Genomic DNA, 23,923 nt, shown 5'->3' with positions numbered 1-23,923 from the left:
TTTCGGTGAACGGCAGGAGTTCATCACTTGGAGCATTCTCGAAGTCAAGTGCCGCCGCACGTGGTGCGATAGGGCACCGAGGGCAGGTACCGGTGCCATTGCGCCTCGGTGGCGCCGCCGTTCGCCCGCGCGCACACCTCGGCGGCGGCCCGGGCCGGTGCCAACGGGCTGACCCGGTCGGGCAGATGAGGCGTGGCCATGTGCAACTCCCCTTTGTCGGCGGTGAATCCGAAAGCGCGGACCGGCCCGTCACCGGCCCGCACGGTCGCCGCGGTCAGCCATGGGCGAGCCGTCTCCCACACCTGCACGGAGCCGTCGACGGCGCTCGCCGCAAGCAGCGAACCGTCGGCGGAGAAGGCCAGGGCCGGCTCCTGCACCGTGGAGCCGGCCGGCCTGAGGACCGCGATCCTGCGCCAGGTGCGCGCGTCCCACAGGGTGAGGCGGCCCTGGGCGTCGTCGGCGGCGAGGTGGCGTGCGTCGGGACTGAAGGCCGCCGTGCGCAGGATGTCCTCCCCCTCGACCCCTCCGGTGCCCCGCCTGCCGGTCGCGATGTCCACGAGCGTGCCCTCGTAGGTCAGCGCGGTGCGGCCCGTGGGGTCGACCGCGATCGTGTTCTGCCTGTCGACGACCGGAGGCTCGTGGGCCGTCGCGGGCCGGCCGCGCGGGTCGAATGCGGCACGGTCCGCCGGATTCTCGCGCCATGCCGGGCCCAGCAGCCCGTGCAGCGACAGTGTGTGCACGACGCTGGTCCGCCCGCCCTCGCGGTAGCGCAGGACGTCCGCAGCCGGGTCCAGCCGGAGGCCGCCGATCTCCGAGCCCGCCGCCGGGTAGGTGAGCAGCGGCGCACGCGGGCCGTCGTCCGCGGGGGCCGGCAGGTCCGTGCGCCACAGGGACAAGGAGCCGGGGGACCAGGTCAGGGCGTAGGCGCCGTGGAACACCACGGCGTTCGCGCCGCCCGCGAGCGGTAGCCGGGGGCGTTCCCGGCCGGCCCGGAAGTCCCAGGTCACGACACCTTCGGCGGTGGCGGCCGCGACGGCGCGGCCGTCGGGGGTGAAGGCGAGCTCCTCCCCCTCGCACAGCAGCCGCTCGGTCGCCCGGGGCGGGTGGGTGGCGAGCAGCCGGCCGACCGCGAGATCGAGGACGCGCAGCCGGGTGCCGTCGTGCCCGCACCAGGCGAGGTGGCGCTCGTCCGGGCTCGGCAGGGGCAGCGGGCCGTCGTCCTCCCCGTGCTCGTAGCGCAGGCGCAGACGCTGCCGGTCCACGTCCCACAGCTCCAGGACGGCGCGGTCGCTGCCGGCGTCGTGGGCGCGGCGGCGTACCAGGAAGGTGTGTCCGCTCGGCCCGAACGCGCCTTCGGCGTCCCGCCACCGGCCGGTCGCGAGCCGCCGGGTGCTCGCGTCGGCGAGCCCGCGGATCACCGTGCCCGTACTGCCGGGCGCCCGTTGGGCGATCAGCCGACCGTCCCCGCTGACGTCGATCAGGCCCTCGGACAGTCCCGGGCGGGCCACGGAGTGGATCTGCCGGTGCGTGCGGACGTCCCACTGCACGGCCCGGTCGTGCGCCACCGCCGTCAGCACCCGCCCGTCGGTGCCGAGCCAGGCGGGTGCGTTCAGCGCGCGGCCGCCCTCCTCTGGCTGGGTGAAGACGTCCTGCTCGCTCTGTGCGGCCGCCGTGCGCAGGGCCTGGCGGGTCTCGGGCAGGTCGGCGGTGCGCCAGGCCGCGAGGGCGAGGCGCATCGCGGTGCGCGGTTGTGAGGCGTGGAGCGTGCCGGCGAGCGCGGCCACCCTGCGCGCCTCCGCCTCGTCCCGCTGCCGCGCGTTCACCCCGCTCTGCCGCCAGGCGGCCGTACCCGCGGCCGCGGCCAGGCACAGCAGCGCGGCGAGCGCCGCGGTGAGGACGCGCAGTCGGCGGGCGGACCGGGCGGCCGCGCGCCGGCCCCGTTCGTACGACTCGACGCTCGCCGTGAGGAAGTCACGCTCCAGGCGGCTCAACCCACCCTGGTCCGGGCCCGGTTCGGTGAACGTCTCGCGCGCCTCCGTCAGCCGCACCCCCCGGTACAGCGCCCCCGGATCCCGGTCCAACTCGGCCCAGGTCAGGGCGGCCTGGGTGAGACGGCGATGCAGGCGGAGCCGCTCGCGGTCCGGATGCACGGCCTGTTCCGCGTCTTCGGGTGGGCCGACCCGCTGCTGGTGCTGCGGCTGCCGTCGGTGCTGGCGGCCGCGGTGGCGACCGGGGTGCTGGCGCTGCTCGGGTGCCGGCTCGCCGGGCCGCGCGCGGGGCTGCTGGCCGGGGTGGTGTTCGCCGTGCTGCCGCCGGTCCAGCGGTATGCACAAGAAGGTAGATCGTATGCAGTCGTCTGCATGCTGGTGGTCTGGGCGTCGTATCTGCTGGTACGGGCGGTGGAGTCACGCACCGGTGGGGCCTGGGCCGCCTACGGTGCCGTCGTGCTGTCGGCCTGTCTGCTGCACGAGTTCGCGGTGCTGGTCCTGGCCGCGCATGCGGTGGCCGTACCGCGAACGGCCCGCCGTGCCTGGGCCGGGGCCGCGTCGGTGGCCGGGGTGGGGGTGGCTCCCCTGGCCGTGCTGAGCATGCGTCAGTCGGAACAGGTGGCCTGGATAGGCGGCACCGGGGCCGGGGCGCTCATGGAGTTCGCGGGTGTGGGGATGCTCGGGGCCGCCTGCGCCGCGGTGCTGCCGTGGCGGCGGAGGGCCGGGCGTGTGGGTCTGGTGGCGCTGGCGCTGCCCCTGCTCCTCCTGCCCGGGCTGCTGCTCCTGCTGGTGTCGCTGGTCAAGCCGCTGTACGTGGACCGTTATGTCCTCTACGGCCAGGCGGGGACGGCCCTGCTGGTCGGCGCCGCGCTGGACCGGCTCGTGCGAGTGCGGGGCCCGGTCCGGGCCGGGGTGGTGCTCGCCGCGGGTGCCGCGGTCCTCGCGCTGCTGCCGGTCACCTTGTATCTGCGCGCCCCGCAGAGCCGCGTCGACGACGTGACCGCCGTCGCGGCGGCCGTCCGCACGGCGGGCGAGGGCGCCGACGGGATTCTGTATGCACCCTCGCGGCGCCGGGTGTGGTCCCTGGTCGACCCGGATTCCGTCCGCGGGCTGCGCGACCTCGCCCTGGACCGCGGCCCGGCGGACTCCGGCACGCTGTACGGCACCGAGGTAGTCCCGTCCGTCATCCGCTCCCGCCTTCTCGCGGCCCGGCGTGTCGTCGTGCTGCGCGACCCGGCGGGGCAGCCCGTGGACGCGACGGCGCAGGAGGCGGTGAAGCGGCGGGTGCTGGCCGGGTACTTCGAGGAGTGCGGGACGCGGACGGTGCGGGGCGCGCGGGTGAGTGTGTACGCGCGTCCGGGGCGGTGCTGAGCCGCGGCCCGGCGGCTACAGGGGCCGTACGGCCGTGTGCACGGTGTACGCGGCCAGCACGAACACGTCGGGCCGCCGGTGCACGCTCGCCGGGTCGGCCGGGTCGAGAAGCCGGTCGAGGGTCGCGCGGTCGTCGGGGTCGAGGGCGTCGGCGAGGCCCTCGCGGAGGCGGGAGAGGGACGCGGCGACGTAGGCGCGGGCGCGGTCGGAGGCGGGTGCGGGCAGGTCCAGGAGGAAGCTGCGGGTGCGGGTGTGCTTCAGGCCGGCGGCCGTCAGCAGTGCCGGCCAGTCCTCGGTCTCGGCGACGGCGCCCGGCAGTTCGGCCCGCATCCGCGCGAACCACTCCTGCTCCACCACGTCGAGCCGTGCCTGGAGCCCCGGGCGTCCGATGCCGATGTCCCGGGGCAGGAAGCGGGAGGGCAGGCCGCCCTCCAGGAGGGCCAGGGTGCCGCCGGGGGCCAGACGGGCGGCGAAGGCGGCGAGCCCGGCCCGCTGGTCGCCGAGGTGGTGCAGACTGCGGCTCGCCCACAGCAGGTCGGCCGGGTAGTCCAACTCATCGAGCACGTCGGGAAGTTCACCGGCCAGGGTGCCGAAGCGGTCGGCGACGCCCTGGCGGGCGGCGCGGGCGCGGGCGCGCTCCAGCAGCGGCTCGGCGCGGTCCACGGCGACCACCCGCGCACCCGGGAACGCCTCGGCGAACAGGCACGACACCACGCCGGGCCCACTGCCCGCGTCCACGATCAGCCCCGGCTCGGTCACCTCCTTCGCCAGCCAGGCCATGGCCCGCTCGTAGACGGGGGTGAACAGCTCCGCCTGCGCTTCGAGGTGCGGGGCCATCTTCGCCCAGTCGATGTCGGTGTGGTCGTGGCCGCGCGTGTGGCTGTGGTCGTGCTGGTGGTTGTGCTCGTGCTCGTGGTGGTGCGCCATGCTGGTCAGCCTCTCGTCCGGGTGCGGCCAGCGTGCGCCGACGCACCGCGCCGGGGCCAGTTCTGTTGCCGCGGCGGCAAAAAACTGGGTGCGTACGGCAAGCCGGATCGTCGAGGATGGGCCGATGGACGACGAACTGGTGGAGCGCTTCCTCGCGGACGGGTTCGTGAAGATCGAGGGCGCCTTCCCGCAGCGCGTCGCCGAGGACTGCGCGCGGCTGCTGTGGCGGGAGACGGGGTACGACCCGGAGGACCCCGGCACCTGGAAGGACCCGGTCGTCCGGGTGGGCGGCATGGCGCAGGGTCCCTTCGCGGCCGCCGCCAACTCCCCCGCGCTGCATGAGGCGTTCGACCTGCTGGTGGGCGAGGGCCGCTGGCAGCCGCGCTATTCGCTGGGCACCTTTCCGCTGCGGTTCCCGCACGAGGAGGAGCCGGACGACGCGGGCTGGCACATCGAGGGCAGTTATCTCCCCGAGGGCGCGACCTGGTACCACACCAATCTGCGGTCGAGGGACCGGGCGCTGCTGATGCTGTTCCTGTTCAGCGAGGTGACCGAGCAGGACGCCCCGACCCGCGTCCGGGTCGGCTCGCACCTCGGCGTGCCGCCGCTGCTGGAGCCGTACGGCGAGGAGGGCGTGTCCGGACTCGACATCGCCCCGCGGCTGGTGGGGGCGTCGGCCCACCGCCCGCTCGCGTACGTCACCGGCCGCCCCGGCGACGTCTTTCTGTGCCACCCGTTCCTGGTGCACGCCGCCCAGCCGCACCACGGCACCCGCCCGCGTTTCATGGCCCAGCCTCCGCTGCACCCGGCGGTGCCGTATGAGCTGGAGCGGCCGGACGGTGACTACTCGGCGGTGGAGCGCGCGATCCGCCGGGGCCTGTCCCTGGAGGACTGACGACCCCGGCGGACGGCGGTCACCGCGTCACGACAGCGGCGGGTACGCGTTCTGCATCAGCTGCTGGAACTGGGCCGAGAACCAGTGCCCGGACAGCGGCGCGTTCGGCAGGGCGCCCGACATGTTGTTGCCGTTACGGGCGTTGCCCGTGTACGTCGGGTCGCACATGCGGTCGAAGCTCTTGCCCTCGTCGTTGGCGATGGCGGTGCTGGAGCCGTCCGACTCGCCTGGCGGCTTCATCCACACATAGGCGTCGATCCCGGTCGCCGGGGAGGCCTGCGGGCGCTCGCCGAGGCCGGCGCCGGACTGGTTGCACCAGTTGCCGACGTGGATGCGGCGGTCATAGCGGCCGCCGTCGACATAGGTGTCCACGCTGGTCAGCGGGCCGGGGCCGGTCGGGCGCGCGGTGCCGCCCCAGCCGTTGCGGGAGGTGTCGATCAGCATGCCGATGCCGGAGTTGAAGCCGACCGAGACGAGCTGACCGCGGAAGGCCTGTGCGAAGGAGAGCTCGTCGACGTAGCGGTTCCAGTCGACCCACTTCGACTGGCGGACGGACGTGCCGTTCACGGTGTCGTTGATGGTGAAGTTGTTCTCCTTCAGGGCGCTGTAGTTGGCGGTGTTGGTGATGAAGCCGGCCACGTCGTCGACGGTCGCGCCCTCGCTGGTGGCCGCCTGCTTGAACAGGGTGGCGGCAGGGCCGAAGTTGTCGTCCCAGCCGAGCCAGCCGTGGTGGCCGGCGTCGAGGTAGTTGTAGACGTTGGGGATGGCGCCGAGCTTGGCGAGGGCGTAGCCGACGCCCTTCACGTAGTTGCCGTTGGCGAGCATGGTGTTGCACGCGTCCGTGGCGGTGGCCCGGCTGCCGGTGTTGGTGACGAGGTTGGGCAGCGAGTCGATCTCGATGGTGGTGACGATCCTGAGCGAGGCGTACTTGCTGTCGGAGAGGATCGCCGCGATCGGGTCGATGAACTGCGTCTTGTACTTGTCGATCTCGGTCGGGCCGAGTTCGCCGTTGGAGGCGAGGGCGGCGCAGTCGCGCCCCGGCAGGTCGTAGACCACCAGCTGGACGACCTCGTCGCCGCTGCCCTTCTGGGCGAGGGCCGCGTCCAGGTGGGCGCGCAGGCCCATGCTGGTGCTCGTGCCGTTGATGGCGGCGATCCGGTCGAGCCAGACGCCGGTGGGCTGGTTGGAGACACGGCTGCCGCCCGGCTCTGCGGCGGCCTTCGCGGACCACTCCGGGTTCACGTACACCTTGGCGCCGGTGTACGGGTTGTCGACGCGGCTGCCGGTGCCGCCACCGCCGCCTCCGCTGCTCCCGTCGTCGACGTTGCAGGTGACACCGTCGAGGGTGAAGGCGGTGGGGATCGCGTTGGTGCCGCTGTAGGAGGCGTTGAAGCCGAAGCCGACCGAACCGCCGGTCGCCAGGGTGCCGTTGTAGGTCTCGTTCCCGGCGGTGACGGCGGTGCCGCTCTGGGTGAGCTTCGTGTTCCAGTAGTTGGTGACCTTCTGGTTGCCGGCGTACGACCACTTGACCGACCAGCTGGTCTTGGCGGCACCGTTGTTGGTGACCGTGACGGCGGCGGTGAAGCCGGTGTCCCACTGGTTCTGCACCTTGTAGTCGACGGTGCAGGGGACGGCTGTCGCGGCGGCGTTGGCCGGAGAGGTGGTGAGGGCCGCCCCGCAGGTTCCGGCGGCGAGCGCCAGGGCGGCGAGTATCGCTGTTCTGGTACGGCTCATGAGTGCGGGCTTCCTTCTTCCGTGGGGGCTACGGGTTGATGGCGCGCAGGTGGTCGCGCAGGCCGATGCCGTACGCGGTGGGGGTGCCGTCGAAGCTGGAGATCAGGGACGGGCCGGCGGAGCAGTCCCAGGTGTTCCAGGTCCAGCCGAGGTAGGACAGGTTCTGGTCGTCGAACCACTTCATGACCTGGTCGACGAAGCCGTGCGAGCAGGTGTTCTCACCGATCTCCCCGGCGACCAGCGGCACCTGGGCCGCCACGGGGGCGAGGGTGGAGTTCCAGCAGCTCTCGCTCGCGCAGGTGTTGAAGTTGTAGACGTGGTACGCGGCGACGAGATTGCCGGTCGGGTCGGTGGGCTTGTACGTCAGCCACTGGCTCAGGTCGTTGGAGTACGCGAGCCCGCCGGCCATGATGACGTTGGTGGCGCCGGTGCCGCGTATGGCGTCGACGAGATCCTGCATACCGGCGACTTCATACGAAATCCCGGGGCAGGTGCCGCCGTCCTTCCAGCACTGCCAGGCCTGGGTGCTGGTGGAGGTCGCCCGGTCCGAGTACGGCTCGTTGAACAGATCGAACACGGCGGCCGGGTCGCTCTTGAAGGTGCCGGCCACGGAGGACCAGAACGACGGGGTGTACTGCATGTCGGGCATCGGCTTCTGGCAGGTGGCGTGCACGTCGGAGCAGCCCGCCGAGTTGCCGGTGTACTGGCCGTAGGACCAGTGGAGTTCGAGGACCGGTGTCAGGCCGTGCGCCTCGACCCGGGCCACCAGGTCCTTGACGGCGTTGACGTAGTTGGCGCCCGCGTACTCGGGCTTGACGTTGGAAAGGCCCAGCCAGCACTCCTCGTTGAGCGGGATGCGGACCGTGTCGGCCTTCCAGTCGGCGATCGCCTTGATCGCCGCGTCGTCGACGGGGCCGTCCCAGATGCCGTATCCCTGCACGCACATGAACTCACCGCCGGAGCGGTTCACGCCGAGCAGCCGGCGGGTCCTGCCGTCGGCGTCGACGAGCTTGTTACCGGAGACGTGCAGGGCGGGCGCCGTGGTGTTGCCCGGCGGCTCGGTCGGGGTGGGTGACGGCTCCGTGTCCGTGTTGCACGTCGTCCCGTTGAGCCTGAACGTGGCCGGTACGGCGTTGCTCCCCGACCAGGAGCCGAGGAATCCGGCGCTGACGCTCGCGCCGGTGCCGAGCGCGCCGTTCCAGTTCTCGTTGGCGGCGGTCACGGTGGTGCCGGACTGGGACCATTTGGCGCTCCAGCCCTGGGTGACCTTCTGGCCGTTCGCGAAGTCGAAGGTGAGGGTCCAACCGCTCAGCGCGGCCATGTTGTTGGTGATCTTCACGGCACCCTGGAAGCCGGTGTCCCACTGGCCGGTGACGGAGTACTCCACCGTGCACGCGGGTGTGGCCCCGGACGCCGAGACCACCGGCACCAGCGCGGCCCCGACAAGGGCGGCCGCGCCGACGACGGCTAAAAGTACTGAACGCGGGGGGTGTCGCATGAGCGACTCCTTGCAGCTCGGACGCGTGGCGGACGCGTCGACTGAACGGAATCGCTCCCACTGGTGCGAAGGAAGGTAGCGCCAAGTGACGGCAAAGGACAGGGGAGTCGCTTGACTTTTCCTCAACGGCGTCCGTCGAATCTTTTCGACTCTTCAAGCACCTTGACCGCCCCCGCCCTCGTCCTCACTATGGGAGCGCTCCCACTGGTTCAAGCCTTGACTTCTTTCCGAGCCGCAGGCGCAAGGAGGAACCAGCACATGCATCCCGGACACACCGGACGCAGAGCCGTGCGGCGGTTGTGGACCGCCGTCGTGGCGGCACTCGCCCTTCCCCTGTCGATGCTTGCCACGGGCGCGACTCCCGCGCAGGCGGCGACAGTCCAGTGCAGCGTCGACTACAGGACGAACGACTGGGGCTCCGGCTTCACGGCGGACCTCACGATCACCAATCGCGGCACGGACACGATCAGCGGCTGGACCCTGACGTACGGCTACACGGGCAACCAGAAGCTCGTGAACGGCTGGAACGGCACCTGGTCCCAGTCCGGCCAGTCGATCACCGTGCAGAACGCCACGTACAACGGGACGATCGCCGCGGGCGCGGCCGTCTCGGCCGGCGCGCAGTTCTCCTACAGCGGCACCAACACCGCCCCCACGGCCTTCGCGGTCAACGGCACCACCTGCACCGGCGCGCACCAGCCGCCGGTCACCGTGCTGACCAGCCCGGCCGCGGGAGCGGTGTACACGCAGGGCGACGCCGTCCCGCTCGCGGCGACCGCGGCGGCGGCCGACAACGCGACGATCGGCAAGGTCGAGTTCTACGACGACACCACGCTGCTGGGGACGGACACGAGTGCCCCGTACGCGCTCTCCGTCTCAAGTTTGATCGTGGGCAGTCATTCTCTGGTGGCGAAGGCGTACGACAGTCTGGGTGCCTCCGCCTCCTCCACTCCCGTCGGCATCACGGTCGCCCCGGGTCCCGCCCTGGTGGCCTCGCCCACGCAGCTGGGCGTCCAGCAGGGGAAGACCGGCACCTTCTCGGTGAAGCTGTCGGCGCAGCCGGGCGCCAATGTGACGGTGGGCGTGGCCCGTACGGACGGCAACACGGGTCTGTCCGTCACCGGCGGCTCCTCGCTCACCTTCACGCCGTCCGACTGGAACACCGCGCAGACGGTGACCATCACCGCGGACTCCTCCGGCACGGGCACGGCGACCTTCACCGCCTCGGCGACCGGCTACACCAAGGCGGCGGTCACCGTGACGGAGCTGGCGGCGTCGAAGGCGTACGACGCCCGTTTCCTGGACCTCTACGGGAAGATCACCAACCCGGCGAACGGCTACTTCTCCCCCGAGGGCATCCCCTACCACTCGGTGGAGACGCTGATCGTCGAGGCCCCGGACCAGGGTCACGAGACCACGTCGGAGGCGTACAGCTACCTTCTCTGGCTGCAGGCCATGTACGGCAAGGTCACGGGTGACTGGACCAAGTTCAACGGCGCGTGGGATCTGATGGAGAAATACATGATCCCGACGCACGCCGACCAGCCGACCAACTCTTTCTACAACGCCTCGAAGCCGGCGACGTACGCACCCGAGCTGGACACACCCAATGAGTACCCGGCGAAGCTGGACACGTCGGTGCCGGTCGGATCGGATCCGATCGCCGGTGAACTGAAGACTGCATACGGTACGGATGATGTCTACGGTATGCACTGGCTGCAGGACGTCGACAACGTCTACGGCTACGGCAACGAGCCCGGCACGTGCGAGGCCGGCCCGACGGCCACCGGACCGTCGTACATCAACACCTTCCAGCGCGGACCGCAGGAATCGGTCTGGGAGACGGTTCCGCAGCCGACCTGCGACGCCTTCAAGTACGGCGGCACCAACGGCTACCTGGACCTGTTCACCGGCGACTCCTCGTACGCCAAGCAGTGGAAGTACACGGACGCCCCGGACGCCGACGCGCGTGCGGTGCAGGCCGCGTACTGGGCGGACGTCTGGGCGAAGGCGCAGGGCAAGGGCGGTGACGTGTCGGCCACCGTCGGCAAGGCGGCGAAGATGGGCGACTATCTGCGGTACGCGATGTACGACAAGTACTTCAAGAAGATCGGCAACTGTGTCGGTCCGTCCGCCTGCGCGGCAGGCACCGGCAAGAACTCCTCCGACTATCTGCTGTCCTGGTACTACGCCTGGGGCGGCGCGACCGACTCCAGCGCGGGCTGGGCCTGGCGCATCGGCTCCAGCCATGTCCACGGCGGGTACCAGAATCCGCTGGCCGCCTACGCGCTGAGCTCGTACGCCGACCTGAAGCCCAAGTCGGCGACGGGTGCCGCGGACTGGGCCACCTCGCTCGGCCGGCAGCTGGAGTTCTACCGCTGGCTCCAGTCGTCCGAGGGCGCCATCGCGGGCGGCGCGACCAACAGCTGGCAGGGCCGGTACGCGACCCCGCCGTCCGGTACGCCGACCTTCTACGGCATGTACTACGACTGGCAGCCCGTCTACCACGACCCGCCGTCCAACCAGTGGTTCGGCTTCCAGGCGTGGTCGATGGAGCGGGTCGCCGAGTACTACCAGCAGACGGGGAACGCGACCGCGAAGGCGGTCCTCGACAAGTGGGTCACCTGGGCGCTGTCGAAGACCACGATCAACCCCGACGGCACGTATTTGATCCCCTCCACCCTCCAGTGGTCGGGCCAGCCCGACACCTGGAACGCGTCGAGTCCCGGCTCCAACAGCGGACTTCACGTCACCGTCGCCGACTACACCGACGACGTCGGCGTGGCCGCCGCGTACGCCAAGACCCTGACGTACTACGCCGCCAAGTCCGGTGACGCGACCGCGAAGTCGACCGCCAAGGCGCTCCTCGACGGCATGTGGGCCAACTACCGGGACAGCCTGGGCATCGCAGTCCCGGAGACCCGCGCCGACTACAACCGCTTCGACGACAGTGTGTACGTCCCGAGCGGCTGGAGCGGCAGGATGCCGAACGGCGACGCCGTCAACTCCTCGTCGACCTTCACCTCGCTGCGCTCCTTCTACAAGAACGACCCGGCCTGGTCGAAGATCGAGAGCTACCTCGCGGGCGGCGCCGTGCCCAGCTTCACTTACCACCGCTTCTGGGCCCAGGCGGACATCGCCCTGGCCATGGGCTCGTACGCGGAGCTCCTCGAATAGCACCACGCTTCGGGCGGTCCCCACCCGCACTGGGGACCGCCCGGCCCTGCGCGCCTTTCCACCCCCGCCATCAGGAGAGGACCCCCACCGTGCGAAGATCCCGCATCCTCACGGCCGTGCTCGCGCTGACCGCCGGCCTGCTCGCGGGCAGCCCGCCCGCGCTGGCCGCGAGCACCCCGAAGGTGACCCTCGCGGCCGACACGTACACCTGGCAGAACGCCCGGATCGACGGCGGCGGCTTCGTCCCCGGCATCGTCTTCAACCGCTCCGAGAAGAACCTCATCTACGCACGCACCGACATCGGCGGCGCCTACCGCTGGCAGGAGTCGACGAAGACCTGGACCCCGCTGCTGGACTCGGTCGGCTGGAACGACTGGGGGCACACGGGAGTGGTCAGCCTGGCCTCCGACTCCGCCGATCCGGACAAGGTGTACGCGGCGGTCGGCACCTAGACCAACAGCTGGGATCCCGGGAACGGGGCCGTGCTGCGCTCCTCGGACCGGGGCGCGAGCTGGCAGAAGACCGACCTGCCGTTCAAGCTGGGCGGCAACATGCCCGGCCGGGGCATGGGCGAGCGGATGGCGATCGACCCGAACAAGGACAGCGTGCTCTACCTGGGCGCGCCCAGCGGCAAGGGCCTGTGGCGGTCGACGGACTCGGGGGCCACCTGGTCGCAGGTCACGAGCTTCCCCAACCCCGGCAACTACCAGCAGGATCCGGGTGACACGACCGGGTATGCGAGTGACAACCAGGGGATCGTCTGGGTCACTTTCGACGATTCCACGGGCACGCCGGGCAGCGCGACGAAGACGATCTACGTCGGGGTGGCCGACAAGGACAACGCGGTGTACCGGTCGACGGACGGGGGCGCGAGCTGGTCACGGCTGGCCGGGCAGCCGACCGGATACCTGGCACACAAAGGTGTGCTGGACGCGAAGAACGGAATTCTGTACATCGCATACAGCGACAAGGGTGGCCCGTACGACGGCGGCAAGGGCCGGCTGTGGCGGTACGCGACCGCGACCGGTGCCTGGACCGACATCAGCCCGGTCGCGGAGACGGACACCTACTACGGTTTCAGCGGGCTGACGGTCGACCGGCAGCATCCCGGCACCATCATGGCCACCGCATACAGTTCCTGGTGGCCGGACACCCAGCTGTTCCGCTCCACCGACAGCGCCGCCACCTGGACGAGGGCCTGGGACTACACCTCTACCCCAGCCGCTCGAACCGGTACACGATCGACGTGTCGTCCTCCCCCTGGCTGACCTTCGGGGTGAATCCGTCCGCTCCCGAACAGAGCCCGAAACTGGGCTGGATGACGGAGTCGCTGGAGATCGACCCGTTCGACTCGGCCCGGATGATGTACGGGACGGGCGCGACGCTCTACGGCACCGAGAATCTGACAAACTGGGACAGCGGCGGCCAGTTCACGGTGAAGCCGATGGTGCAGGGCCTGGAGGAGACGTCCGTCGACGACCTGGCCTCTCCCCCGTCCGGCGGCGCCCAGCTCTTCAGCGCACTCGGTGACATCGGCGGCTTCCGGCACACGGATCTGACGAAGGTGCCGTCGATGATGTACACCTCGCCCACCTTCACCACGACCACGAGCGTCGACTTCGCCGAGGCCAACCCCAGCACGGTGGTCCGGGTCGGCAACCTGGACTCGGGCCCGCACATCGCGTTCTCGACGGACAACGGCGCCAACTGGTTCGCCGGGACGGACCCTTCGGGCGTGAGCGGCGGCGGCACGGTGGCGTCCGCGTCCGACGGCAGCCGTTTCGTATGGAGCCCGGCGGGCACCGGTGTGCAGTACACGACGGGTTTCGGTTCGTCCTGGTCCGCGTCGAGCGGCATCCCTGCCGGTGCGGTCGTCGAGTCCGACCGGGTCGATCCGAAGACTTTCTACGGCTTCAGGTCCGGGAAGTTCTATGCGAGTTCGGACGGTGGCGCGACCTTCACCGTGTCCTTGGCCACCGGCCTGCCCAGCGGCGACAGCGTGCGCTTCAAGGCGCTGCCCGGCACGAAGGGCGACGTGTGGCTGGCGGGCGGGGCGAGCGACGGGGCGTACGGGCTGTGGCACTCGGCCGACGGCGGCGCGAGTTTCACCAAGCTGCCCGGCGTCGAGCAGGCCGACACGATCGGCTTCGGCAAGGCGGCGACGGGGGCCTCGTACCAGACGCTGTACACCAGCGCGAAGATCGGTGGCGTACGCGGCATCTTCCGCTCGACCGACAAGGGCGCGACCTGGACCCGCATCAACGACGACGCCCACCAGTGGGGGTGGACGGGCGCGGCGATCACCGGTGACCCGAGGGTGTACGGGCGGGTGTACGTGTCGACGAACGGGCGCGGGGTCGTCTACGGGGACAGCTCCGACACGAGCGGTGGAGGCGGCGGTGGCGGTGGCGGTACGGATCCGACGCCGACGGGTGTCTGCGCGGTCACCTACAAGATCATCAATCAGTGGTCGGGCGGCTTCCAGGCGGACGTGCAGCTGACCAACACGGGGTCGGCGGCCTGGACCGGCTGGTCGCTCGGCTGGTCCTTCGCGGACGGCCAGAAGATCACCCAGCTGTGGAACGCCGACTGGACGCAGTCCGGTGCCGCGGTGACCGCGAAGAACGTGAGCTGGAACGCCACGGTGGCGGCGGGCTCGTCGGTGGGCTTCGGCTTCACCGGCAGCTGGTCGGGCGCCAACACGAAGCCGACGTCGTTCAAGCTGGGCGACCAGACCTGCACGGTCGTCTGACGACCGAGGGCGCGTACCGCACCGGGTACGCGCCCTCCCACATTCCGTAGATTGCATACCGTCGACTACGGCGTGTATACCGTCGGCCGCGGGGCCGTCGCCATCCCGTCGCCGATGAAGAAGCTCGGGTGCGGGGGCTGGTTGTATGCGGTGTTCTGCCAGGCCAGGGCCGTGCGGTACTGGGTGTCGTGCAGGAGGGTCGTGATCCTGGTGGTGGTCTCGTACGGCGTGGAGTAGATCCTCAGGGCCGTGTTGTCGGTGGTCGGCCAGACGGCCTCCTCGCGCCAGTCGCCGAGGATGTCGCCGGACAAGGACGGGGTCGCCTTGGTGCTGTTGTCGGAGTGGACGCCGGAGGCGGTCAGCAGACGGGTGTCGGCGGAGGTGCCGTACTTGTCGATGTGGGTGTCGTCGAGGAGTTCACGGACCGGGTCGCCGTCCCACCAGGACAGGAAGTTGGTACTGGAGGGCTTGCGGCTCGCGACGACGGTCCCGGCGGGGTCGCGTACGCCGTCCGCGTGGGAGGACCAGGACTCGGCGCCGGCGCTGCCCGCCCAGATGTCACCGGACACGCCCCGGCCGTTGTCACCGTCGGCGGGTGTGGACCACAGGATCTGGCCGGTCTTCGCGTCGGCCATCCAGGACGCGGGCTTGGTGGAGTCCTCGTCGACCTTGAACTCCTCCAGGCCCTGCCGGGACGGGTCCAGGTCGCCGACGTGCATGGCGTCGCCGTGGCCGTTCTTCGTCGTCCACAGGCCAAAGCCGTTGTCGTCGACGGCCATCGAGCCGTACACGATCTCGTCCTTGCCGTCGCCGTCCACGTCGGCGACGGACAGCTGGTGGTTGCCCTGGCCGTCGTAGCCCTTGCCGGTGTTGGTGGAGGAGTTGGTGTCGAAGGTCCAGCGGCGGGTGAAGGCGCCGCCCCGCCAGTCCCAGGCCGCGATCACCGTACGCGTGTAGTAGCCGCGCGCCATGATCAGGGAGGGACGGGTGCCGTCCAGGTAGGCCGTCCCGGCGAGGAAGCGGTCGACGCGGTTGCCGTACGAGTCGCCCCAGGACGAGACCGTGCCGCGGGCCGGGACGTAGTCGACGGTCTGCATCGCCTTGCCGGTGAGGCCGTTGAACATGGTCAGGTATTCCGGGCCGGAGAGCACGTAGCCGCTGGAGTTGCGGTAGTCCGCGGACGCGCTGCCGATCACCGTGCCGGTGCCGTCGACCGTGCCGTCGGCGGTCTTCATGACGACCTCGGCCTTGCCGTCGCCGTCGTAGTCGTACACCTGGAACTGCGTGTAGTGGGCGCCCGAGCGGATGTTGCGGCCCAGGTCGATGCGCCACAGGCGGGTGCCGTCGAGCTTGACGCCGTCGAGGATCGTGTCGCCGGTGTAGCCGGACTGGGAGTTGTCCTTGGCGTCGGTGGGCTGCCACTTGAGGACGAAGTCCAGCTGTCCGTCGCCGTCGAGGTCGCCGACGGAGGCGTCGTTTGCCTCGTAGGTGTAGGAGACTCCGTCGGGGGTGGTGCCTCCGTCGGGCGGGGTGATGGGGACGTCCTTGTAGCCCGTGCGGAACTGGATCGCGTGCTCCGAGTCGGCCTGCTCCACGCCGCCCACGATCGCCCGGACCGTGTAGTCGGCCTGGGCCGGGGCGCCGGAGTGGAAGTAGTCGGTGGCCCCGGTGACCGGGGTCGCGTTGACCTTCGTGCCGGCGCGGTAGACGTTGAAGGAGACGTCGTCGGGGTCCGTGCCGAGCCAGCGCCAGCTGATCAGGTTGCCGCTGTCGGTGTGGACGCTGACGACGCCCCGGTCGAGGGCCTCGACCTGCCTGGCGGTGGCCGCCTCGGCGGTGCCGGGGGACAGAGCCGTGAGGCCGGCGCCGATCAGGGCCGCGGTGGCGGTCAGCGCGCGGAGGACGGCGCTGCTGCGTCTGCGGTGGGCGTGCGGATGCGAGTGCTTCACGTGACGTACCTCCGGGGGAGGACGGACGGGTTCCTCTCTCGGTCGCCGCCGTCCGCACGGAAGTTGCCGTGTCGCCCGTCGAGTTCGGTGAACCGGATCGTGGCCTTCAGTCGGCCTTCGGCTTCCTGAAGGACCGTACGCGAAAGCGAGGGTCGGGGCGGGGCCGGTCCTGGTCCGGGAGGGCCGCCAGCGCCTCGGCGAGCCGCTGCGTCAGCGGGTCGTCGGGCGCCAGCAGGGTGAACCAGCCGCGTCGCAGATTGGCGATGGTGCCGCGGGGGCTGCGGCCCTGTCCCAGGCCGGGGAAGAACGCCTGCCCGTCGGGGAGGAGTCCGTGTTCCGTGGCGTGCGCCGCCACCGTGGCGGCCGCGTCCGGGGCGGGGCGGCGTGGCCGCGGGACGAGGACGGTGTCGATGTCGCTGCCCACGTCGTGCGCCTCGGCCTTGTCGACCGTGGTCACGTACACCCCGCCCGGCCGCAGCACGCGGGCGCACTCGGCGACGATGGAGCCGACGTCGGCGGGGTCGTCCATCAGGTGCAGCAGCCAGACGCTGGTGACCGCGTCGAACGTCGCGTCGGGGAACGGGAGTCGGCGGCTGTCGGCCAGGACGACCGAGCCGGGCAGGCGGGCGGCGGCCATCCGTGCCATGCCGTGGGCGAGGTCGGCGCCGGTGACCCTCGTCCCCGGCCGGGCCGCCGCCAGCCGCCTCGTCACGATCCCGGTGCCGCAGGCGACGTCGAGGAGGCGGCGGGCGCCGTCGGGGACCAGGCCGAGGACGGCGGCGGCGGCCGCCTCGGCCCGTGGTTCGCCGCCGCGGGTCGCGTCGTAGGCGTCGGCTTCTTCGTCGTAGTCCAGCACGCGCCTCAGTGTGCCCCGTGACCTGGGGCGATGTCCTCCACTTTGCGGGCGAGCCCGAAGTCCTTCTCGGTGACGGCACCGCCGACGCTGTGCGTGTTCACGGTCAGGGACACCGTGTTGTAGCCGAGGGTGAGGTCGGAGTGGTGGTCGAGGTCCTGCTGGATCTGGGCGATGTGCACGACCAGTGCCGTCGCGGCGAAGTGCGAGTCGAGCCGGTACGAGCGGGTGAGGCGGTCGCCGTCGGCCGACCAGCCGGGCAGTTCCACCAGCCGGTCCTCGATCTCCTTCTGCGACAGCGGTTCGACGGGCATGACCTCGCTCCTTCCTGGGGGTCGGGATGGTTCTTCAGCGTGCCACAGTCATGCCGTCGGGGCCGTGATCGGAAAGGGTTGCGAGGGCCGCGCCGCGCACCCGCCGGGCACCGAGGTCGTCGGCGAGCACCGCGATCCGGGCCCGGTCCTCGACCTGCCGGCGTCATGCGTGCGGCAGGGCGTGGTCGCGGTACCGGGCGCCGAGCAGGTTGCCGCAGACGGCGCCGGTGGAGTCGCTGTCGCCGGAGTGGTCGACGGCCAGGAGCAGGGAGTTGTCGACACGGTTCGGGACCAGTGCGCAGACCCGCTCTTCGGCGGGTCGGTCCGCTCGGGGCCCGGCTTCGACCGGGTTTCCAGCCGGCGTTCGTAGACCTGCCGCACCAGCAGGGGCCGGCCGCCGGGGACGTCCTCCTTGCGGCGGTGGTCGGCCTCGACGAGGGCCTCGGCGGTGAACAGGGTCATCTGCGTGTCGTCGCTGATGAGGCCCACCGCGCCGTGCGCGCCGGGCAGGAGTCCGGTCATCCCGTGCGGTCCGTGGGCCGCGCGGATCCGGTCGAGGGAGGCGAACTCGGCGGGGTGGCCGAGGGCGTCGCCGACCGTGCCGCCGAGCAGGCAGCCGCGGACCCTGGCGCGGTACACCGCTGCGGTCTCCAAGGTCCACGGCCCGTTCGCGCACCCACTGCTCGCATACTGGCGACCGTTCCTCGACTACGGTCGACGGTATGACCATTGTCGCGTCCGGCCCCGCCGCCTCCACCGTCGCCCCCGCCGACAAGGGTGTCGGCCCCCTGCTGCGTGCCTGGCGGGAGCGGCGCAGGGTCAGCCAGCTGGAACTGGCGCTGCGTGCCGACTCCTCCGCCCGGCACATCAGCTTCGTCGAGACGGGCCGTTCGCGGCCGAGCGAGGAGATGGTGCTGCGGCTGGCCGAGCACCTGGAGGTGCCGGTGCGGGAGCGCAACGCGCTGCTGCTGGCGGCCGGTTACGCCCCGCGCTATCCCGAAACGCCGCTGGACGACCCGGCGTTGGGCGCGTTGCGGGACGGGATGGAGCGGCTGATCCAGGGCTACGAGCCGTATCCGGCGCTGGTCGTCGATGCCGTGTACACGGTCGTCGCCGCCAACCGGGGCATCACCATGCTGCTGGACGGCGTACCGGAGTCCCTGATGGCGCCGGCGCCGAACGCGATGCGGCTGACGCTGCATCCGGAGGGTCTGGCGCCGCGCATCCGCAATCTGCGTGAGTGGCGGGGGCATCTGCTGGCCCAGATGGAGCGGCAGATCGCCCTGCACCGCTCGGATGCGCTGCGGGAGTTGTACGAGGAAGTGGCGGCCTATCCGGTGCCTCAGGAGGCGGGCGGGGACGAACCGGCTGAGTCTGTGGCGTACTTCGCGCTGCCGATGCGGATCGAGCACGAGGGCCGGATCCTGTCGTTCGTCTCGTCGATCTCGACGTTCAACACGCCGATGGACGTGACGGTCGCGGAGCTGGCCATCGAGACGTTCCTGCCCGCGGACCCGGCGACGGCCAAGTACCTTCATGCACTGGTGATGTGACGGGCCGTGTGACACCCGCATCTGCCTCGGGCACGTGTGCGATAGGGCGTCGCGTGACACACTGCTCGCATACTTCGGCGCGTGGGGGAGGGCGTGGCGTGAGTGAGCGGCGGGCTGCGCCCACGGTGGGCCAGGTGGTGCTCGGCAAGCGGCTGCAGGAGCTGCGGGAGGCGGCCGGCCTCAAGCGCGAGGAGGCCGCCCGGGTGCTGCGGGTGGCGCCGGCGACGGTGCGGCGGATCGAGATGGCCGAGGTCGCGCTGAAGATCCCGTATGTGCAGGTGCTTCTTTCGGCGTACGGCGTCCCCGCCGAGGAGGCGGCCGCGTTCGTGGAGCTGGCCGAGGAGGCCAATCAGCCGGGCTGGTGGCAGCGGTTCCACGACGTGCTGCCGGACTGGTTCAGCCTGTACGTGAGCCTGGAGGGCGCCGCCCGGATCATCCGCTCCTACGAGCCGCACTTCGTGCCCGGTCTGCTGCAGACCGAGGAGTACGCGCGCGCCGTGATGGAGGCCGGGACGATCGGGCACACCGATCCGGAGGCGATCGAGCGACATGTGTCGCTGCGCATGGAGCGGCAGCGGCTGCTGGACCGGGAGAATCCGCCCCACCTGTGGGTGATCATGGACGAGACGGTGCTGCGGCGCCCGGTGAGCGACCGGTGCGAGGTGATGCGTGACCAGCTGGACAGACTGCTGGAGTACGCCGGACGGGACCGGGTCACGCTCCAGCTCGCCGAGTTCGCGTCCGGCCCGCACCCCGGGACGTATGCACCCTTCACGCTGTTCCGGTTCGCGGAGCCCGAGCTGCCCGACATGGTGTTCAGCGAGTACCTGACCGGCGCCTTGTACCTGGACTCCCGCGGGGAGGTCTCGGCGCATCTGGAGGTCCTGGACCACATGACGGCGCGGGCCGCGTCGGTCCAGCGCACCGAGAAGATCCTGCGGGAATTCCGCGAGAGCCTCTGAGGACGGAGCAGACACGGTATGACCGGATCCGAAGCCGCGCCCACCACCATCGACACCAGCAGGCCGCATCCCGCGCGGGTGTACGACTGGTGGCTGGGCGGCAAGGACAACTACCCGGTGGACGAGGAGCTGGCCCGGAAGATCCTGGCCGCGGACGGCACGGCGGTGCGCGGGGCGCGCGCCAACCGGCGGTTCATGCACCGGGCCGTCCGTACGGCCGCCGAGGCGGGGATCCGCCAGTTCCTGGACATCGGCACCGGCATTCCCACCGAGCCCAATCTGCATCAGGTGGCGCAGGGCGCGGCTGCGGAGTCCAAGGTGGTGTACGCGGACAACGACCCGATCGTGCTGCGGCACGCGGAGGCGCTGCTGAGCAGTTCCGTCGAGGGCGGCACGGACTATGTGCACGCCGACGTCCGCGATCCCGAGACCATCCTGCGGCTGGCGGGCGAGTCCCTCGACTTCGACCGGCCGGTGTCGCTGTCGCTGGTGGCGCTCACCCACTATCTGGGGGACGCGGAGGACGACGTGTACGGGCTGGTGGAGCGGTACGTCGCGGCGCTCGCCCCGGGCAGCTTCCTGATCCTGTCCCAGGTCACGCAGGATCTGAGTCCGGAGGGTGTGGCCAAGGCGGCGGAGCTGTTCCGCAGGAGCGGGACGCCGTTCCATCCGCGTACACTGCCGGAGTTCTCGCGGTTCTTCGACGGTCTGGAGCTGCTGGGCCCCGGTGTGATCCCGGTGTACGGGTGGCGGCCGGAGCCGGTGGATGTGGCGGCTCAGGCGGAGGGTGTGGTGCCCGTGTACGCGGGGGTGGCGCGCAAGCCCTGACCCGGACGGGTGCCGCGAACGGGTGCGTCCGCCTTCTCGCCCCTAGGTTCTGAACCACGGGCCGGTGTCCAGGGCGATCGTCGTCCGTCGGGGCGCCGGCCGGGGAACGCACGTGTCCGACCGCGAGCGGCGGCCGGCCTCCGACGACGCGAAGGAGGCCGGATGCCGTCGGACGCGGTGCTGTACCAGGCGGCTGCGCTCTGTCTGACGTATCCGGACGACGATTTCGTCGTCCGGCTGCCGCTGCTGCGCGAAGCCGCCCCACAGCTGCGGGAGTTCACCGACCACGCGGCGGTGACCCCGCTGTGCGAGCTGGCCGAGCACTATGTGCGGGTCTTCGGGCTCGGGCACCGGCACGGCCTGTACCTGAGCCGGTGGAGCAACGGCTGCATCGGGCGGCGGGGCGGGTCTCTGGTCCGGTTCGAGGACGTCTACCGGGAGCACGGCCTGGAGTTCAGCGGCGAGGAGCTGCCGGACTTCCTGCCGGCGGTGCTGGAGTGCGCGGCCCGGACCGGCAGCACCGAGCTGCTCACCGAGCACCGCGACGCCCTGGAGGGGCTGCGCTCCCGGCTGACGGTATTCGGTACACCGTATGCGTCCGTGCTGGATGCGGTATGCGCAACACTGCCGACCGGATAGGGACGACCGGGGCCTCTCGGGCCTGTGGCCCTAGGCGGCGCCTCCCTTCGCGTCCTGTTCGTCGTCGACGATCTCCGCGTCGACCACGCCCTCCTCGTCCTGCGGTGTGGTGGTCTCGGTGGGTGTCTGCTGCTGGGCCTGGGCGTACATGGCCTGGCCCATCTTCTGGCTCACGGAGGCGAGTTTGTCGACGCCGGTGCGCAGGGCGGCGGTCTCGGCGTTCTGTTCCAGCAGGGTCTTGAGTTCCGCGGCCGCCGCCTCGACCTCGGTCTTGGTGTCGGGCGGCACCCGTTCCTGGTTCTCCTGGAGGAACTTCTCGGTCTGGTAGACGAGTTGTTCGGCCTGGTTGCGGGTTTCGGCGGCCTCGCGGCGTTTGCGGTCGTCCTCGGCGTACTGTTCGGCCTCCCGCATCATGCGGTCGATGTCGTCCTTGGGCAGGGCGGAGCCGCCGGTGACCGTCATCTTCTGCTCGCGTCCGGTGGCGAGGTCCTTCGCCGAGACGTGCATGATCCCGTTGGCGTCGATGTCGAAGGCCACCTCGATCTGCGGGACTCCGCGCGGGGCGGGCGGCAGGCCGGTGAGGTCGAAGACGCCGAGCTTCTTGTTGTAGGCGGCGATCTCCCTCTCGCCCTGGTAGACCTGGATGCCGACCGAGGACTGGTTGTCGGTGGCGGTGGTGAAGATCTCCGAACGGCGGGTCGGGATCGTGGTGTTGCGTTCGATGAGCTTGGTCATGATGCCGCCCTTGGTCTCGATGCCCAGGGACAGCGGGGTGACGTCCAGCAGGAGCACGTCCTTGACGTCGCCGCGGATGACGCCCGCCTGGAGGGTGGCGCCGACCGCCACCACCTCGTCGGGGTTGACGCCCTTGTGCGGGTCCTTTCCGGTGAGCTCCTTGACCAGGTCGGTGACCGCGGGCATCCGGGTCGATCCGCCGACGAGGATGACGTGGTCGATGGCGGACAGCTTGACGTTGGCGTCCTTGACCGCCTGGTGGAAGGGGTTCTTGCAGCGGTCGAGCAGGTCACTTGTGAGCTCCTGGAACTGGGCGCGGGTCAGCTTCTCGTCCAGGTGCAGCGGGCCCTCGGCGGAGGCGGTGATGTAGGGGAGGTTGATGGTGGTCTCGGACGAGGACGACAGCTCGATCTTGGCCTTCTCGGCGGCCTCGCGCAGTCGCTGCACCGCCATCTTGTCGCCCGCGAGGTCGATGCCGTACTGCCCTTTGAACCGCTTGGCCAGGTGCTCGACGATCCGCTGGTCCCAGTCGTCGCCGCCGAGGTGGGTGTCGCCGTTGGTGGCCTTCACCTCGATGACGCCGTCGCCGATGTCCAGGAGGGAGACGTCGAAGGTGCCGCCGCCGAGGTCGAAGACGAGGACGGTCTGCTCCTCGCCGCGGTCCAGGCCGTAGGCGAGGGCGGCGGCCGTCGGCTCGTTGATGATCCTCAGCACCTTGAGGCCGGCGATCTCCCCGGCCTCCTTGGTCGCCTGCCGCTGGGAGTCGTCGAAGTACGCCGGTACGGTGATCACCGCGTCGGTGACGTCCTCGCCGAGGTAGGCCTCCGCGTCCCGCTTCAGCTTCTGCAGCACCCGCGCCGACAGCTCCTGGGCGCGGTAGCGGGTGCCGTCGACGGAGCCGCTCTCCGGGAAGCGCCAGTGCGCGTCTCCCATGTGCCGCTTCATCGACCGTGCGGTGCGTTCCACGTTCGTCACGGCCTGCCGTTTGGCGACCTCGCCGACCAGTACCTCGCCGTTCTTGGCGAAGGCCACCACCGAGGGTGTGGTCCTCGCCCCTTCGGCGTTGGCGACGACGGTGGACTCGCCGCCCTCCAGGACGGCCACCACCGAGTTCGTCGTCCCGAGATCGATCCCGACCGCGCGTGCCATCTCCGTCCCCTTCCACCCGGGCGCTTCCCCGACTCCAGCACAAAACTTGAGCGGGCCGTTGTCAATGCCGGGTACCCCGAAACGGCGATGCCGCGCCCTGGTGGGGACGCGGCATCCAAGGACGTACGGCGTTCAGGCGAGCTTCGCCGACAGGGTGATGGTGGTGCCGGTCAGGGCCTGGCTGACCGGGCAGTTCTTCTTGGCGTCCTCGGCGGCGGCGACGAACGCGTCCTCGTCCAGGCCGGGGACGGTGCCCTCGACGGTGAGGTGGATGCCGGTGATGCCCTCACCCGGCTGGAAGGTGACGTCCGCCGAGGTGACGAGCTTGGTGGGCGGGGTGCCGGCGCCGGTCAGGCCGTGCGAGAGCGCCATGGAGAAGCAGCTGGAGTGGGCGGCGGCGATCAGCTCCTCGGGGCTGGTCTTGCCGTTCGCCTTCTCGGCGCGCGACGGCCACGACACCGGCTGCTGGCCGATGCCGGAGGAGTCGAAGGTGACGACACCATTGCCCTCGATCAGGTTGCCTTCCCAGACGGTGTGTGCGGTGCGCGTGGTGGCCACGGTTGTTCCTTTCGTATGGGAGTCCCATTCCGGGTTCTGCG

At 70.8% G+C, this 23,923-nt stretch carries 17 protein-coding genes and 2 pseudogenes; 8 read left to right on the top strand and 11 right to left on the bottom strand.

Annotated elements, in window-relative coordinates:
- Window positions 1-44: 44 nt before the first annotated feature.
- Window positions 45-2,150 (bottom strand): WD40 repeat domain-containing protein, encoded by a 2,106-nt coding sequence (locus tag ACIPSA_RS13120; RefSeq protein WP_402632904.1) that lies wholly within the window; start codon window positions 2,148-2,150, stop codon window positions 45-47.
- Between ACIPSA_RS13120 and ACIPSA_RS13115 the strand changes: the two genes are divergently transcribed.
- Window positions 2,118-3,359: a glycosyltransferase family 39 protein gene (locus ACIPSA_RS13115; protein WP_402632901.1), complete on the top strand. Its 1,242-nt coding sequence runs from the start codon at window positions 2,118-2,120 to the stop codon at window positions 3,357-3,359. The two genes, ACIPSA_RS13120 and ACIPSA_RS13115, sit on opposite strands and share 33 nt — an antisense overlap.
- Before the next feature lie 15 nt (window positions 3,360-3,374).
- On the opposite strand, the gene ACIPSA_RS13110 is transcribed toward ACIPSA_RS13115, so the two are convergent.
- Window positions 3,375-4,286 (bottom strand): class I SAM-dependent methyltransferase, encoded by a 912-nt coding sequence (locus tag ACIPSA_RS13110; protein ID WP_402632899.1) that lies wholly within the window; start codon window positions 4,284-4,286, stop codon window positions 3,375-3,377.
- Between the two features lie 124 nt (window positions 4,287-4,410).
- On the opposite strand from ACIPSA_RS13110, the gene ACIPSA_RS13105 reads away from it, so the two are divergent.
- On the top strand, window positions 4,411-5,181 hold the full coding sequence (locus ACIPSA_RS13105; RefSeq protein WP_402632897.1) for a phytanoyl-CoA dioxygenase family protein: 771 nt from the start codon (window positions 4,411-4,413) through the stop codon (window positions 5,179-5,181).
- Between the two features lie 27 nt (window positions 5,182-5,208).
- On the opposite strand, the gene ACIPSA_RS13100 is transcribed toward ACIPSA_RS13105, so the two are convergent.
- Window positions 5,209-6,915, bottom strand: a complete 1,707-nt coding sequence (locus ACIPSA_RS13100) for a glycoside hydrolase family 6 protein (protein ID WP_402632895.1) — start codon at window positions 6,913-6,915, stop codon at window positions 5,209-5,211.
- Between the two features lie 28 nt (window positions 6,916-6,943).
- On the bottom strand, window positions 6,944-8,413 hold the full coding sequence (locus ACIPSA_RS13095; RefSeq protein WP_402632893.1) for a cellulase family glycosylhydrolase: 1,470 nt from the start codon (window positions 8,411-8,413) through the stop codon (window positions 6,944-6,946).
- A gap of 258 nt (window positions 8,414-8,671) precedes the next feature.
- Here ACIPSA_RS13095 and ACIPSA_RS13090 point away from each other — a divergent pair, with 258 nt between their 5' ends.
- Together ACIPSA_RS13090 and ACIPSA_RS13085 are read left to right on the top strand one after the other, a co-directional pair.
- Window positions 8,672-11,590, top strand: coding sequence for a glycoside hydrolase family 48 protein (locus ACIPSA_RS13090; protein ID WP_402632891.1), 2,919 nt, complete (start codon window positions 8,672-8,674; stop codon window positions 11,588-11,590).
- Window positions 11,591-11,679: 89 nt separating this feature from the next.
- A pseudogene (locus ACIPSA_RS13085) lies at window positions 11,680-14,342 on the top strand (cellulose binding domain-containing protein).
- Between the two features lie 65 nt (window positions 14,343-14,407).
- Here the strand turns inward: ACIPSA_RS13085 and ACIPSA_RS13080 are convergent.
- From ACIPSA_RS13080 to ACIPSA_RS13060, 5 genes and pseudogenes are all read right to left on the bottom strand, one after another.
- Window positions 14,408-16,291 carry a rhamnogalacturonan lyase gene (locus ACIPSA_RS13080; RefSeq protein WP_402632889.1) on the bottom strand — a complete coding sequence of 628 codons (1,884 nt, stop codon included), beginning with the start codon at window positions 16,289-16,291 and terminating at the stop codon, window positions 14,408-14,410.
- Between the two features lie 106 nt (window positions 16,292-16,397).
- Window positions 16,398-17,147 carry a class I SAM-dependent methyltransferase gene (locus ACIPSA_RS13075; RefSeq protein WP_402632886.1) on the bottom strand — a complete coding sequence of 250 codons (750 nt, stop codon included), beginning with the start codon at window positions 17,145-17,147 and terminating at the stop codon, window positions 16,398-16,400.
- A 5-nt stretch (window positions 17,148-17,152) separates the two neighbouring features.
- Window positions 17,153-17,458 (bottom strand): 4a-hydroxytetrahydrobiopterin dehydratase, encoded by a 306-nt coding sequence (locus ACIPSA_RS13070; RefSeq protein ID WP_402632883.1) that lies wholly within the window; start codon window positions 17,456-17,458, stop codon window positions 17,153-17,155.
- A 163-nt stretch (window positions 17,459-17,621) separates the two neighbouring features.
- On the bottom strand, window positions 17,622-17,720 hold the full coding sequence (locus tag ACIPSA_RS13065; protein WP_402633765.1) for an ADP-ribosylglycohydrolase family protein: 99 nt from the start codon (window positions 17,718-17,720) through the stop codon (window positions 17,622-17,624).
- A gap of 203 nt (window positions 17,721-17,923) precedes the next feature.
- Window positions 17,924-18,097, bottom strand: a pseudogene (locus tag ACIPSA_RS13060) (ADP-ribosylglycohydrolase family protein); the annotation flags it as partial.
- A gap of 83 nt (window positions 18,098-18,180) precedes the next feature.
- On the opposite strand from ACIPSA_RS13060, the gene ACIPSA_RS13055 reads away from it, so the two are divergent.
- The 4 genes from ACIPSA_RS13055 to narJ all read left to right on the top strand — a co-directional run bounded on the left by ACIPSA_RS13055 (window position 18,181) and on the right by narJ (window position 21,440).
- Complete coding sequence (locus tag ACIPSA_RS13055; RefSeq protein WP_402632880.1) at window positions 18,181-19,011, top strand: helix-turn-helix domain-containing protein; 831 nt, start codon at window positions 18,181-18,183, stop codon at window positions 19,009-19,011.
- A gap of 98 nt (window positions 19,012-19,109) precedes the next feature.
- Window positions 19,110-19,973 (top strand): helix-turn-helix domain-containing protein, encoded by an 864-nt coding sequence (locus ACIPSA_RS13050; protein ID WP_402632878.1) that lies wholly within the window; start codon window positions 19,110-19,112, stop codon window positions 19,971-19,973.
- Between the two features lie 18 nt (window positions 19,974-19,991).
- The gene (locus ACIPSA_RS13045; RefSeq protein WP_402632876.1) at window positions 19,992-20,801 is read left to right on the top strand and encodes an SAM-dependent methyltransferase; all 810 of its coding nucleotides are present in this window, start codon (window positions 19,992-19,994) and stop codon (window positions 20,799-20,801) included.
- 162 nt (window positions 20,802-20,963) lie between these two features.
- A complete protein-coding gene (narJ, locus tag ACIPSA_RS13040) occupies window positions 20,964-21,440 on the top strand; it encodes a nitrate reductase molybdenum cofactor assembly chaperone (protein ID WP_402632873.1) in 477 nt (158 codons plus the stop codon).
- A gap of 30 nt (window positions 21,441-21,470) precedes the next feature.
- On the opposite strand, the gene dnaK is transcribed toward narJ, so the two are convergent.
- Complete coding sequence (dnaK, locus tag ACIPSA_RS13035) at window positions 21,471-23,324, bottom strand: molecular chaperone DnaK (RefSeq protein ID WP_402632870.1); 1,854 nt, start codon at window positions 23,322-23,324, stop codon at window positions 21,471-21,473.
- Between the two features lie 132 nt (window positions 23,325-23,456).
- On the bottom strand, window positions 23,457-23,882 hold the full coding sequence (locus ACIPSA_RS13030) for an OsmC family protein (protein ID WP_402632867.1): 426 nt from the start codon (window positions 23,880-23,882) through the stop codon (window positions 23,457-23,459).
- Window positions 23,883-23,923: the final 41 nt, after the last annotated feature.

The organism is Streptomyces sp. NPDC086549, from assembly GCF_044746205.1.
Lineage (GTDB): Bacteria > Actinomycetota > Actinomycetes > Streptomycetales > Streptomycetaceae > Streptomyces.
The sequence above is the reverse complement of the archived record's forward strand: the minus strand, read 5'-3'. Positions and strand labels throughout refer to the sequence as shown.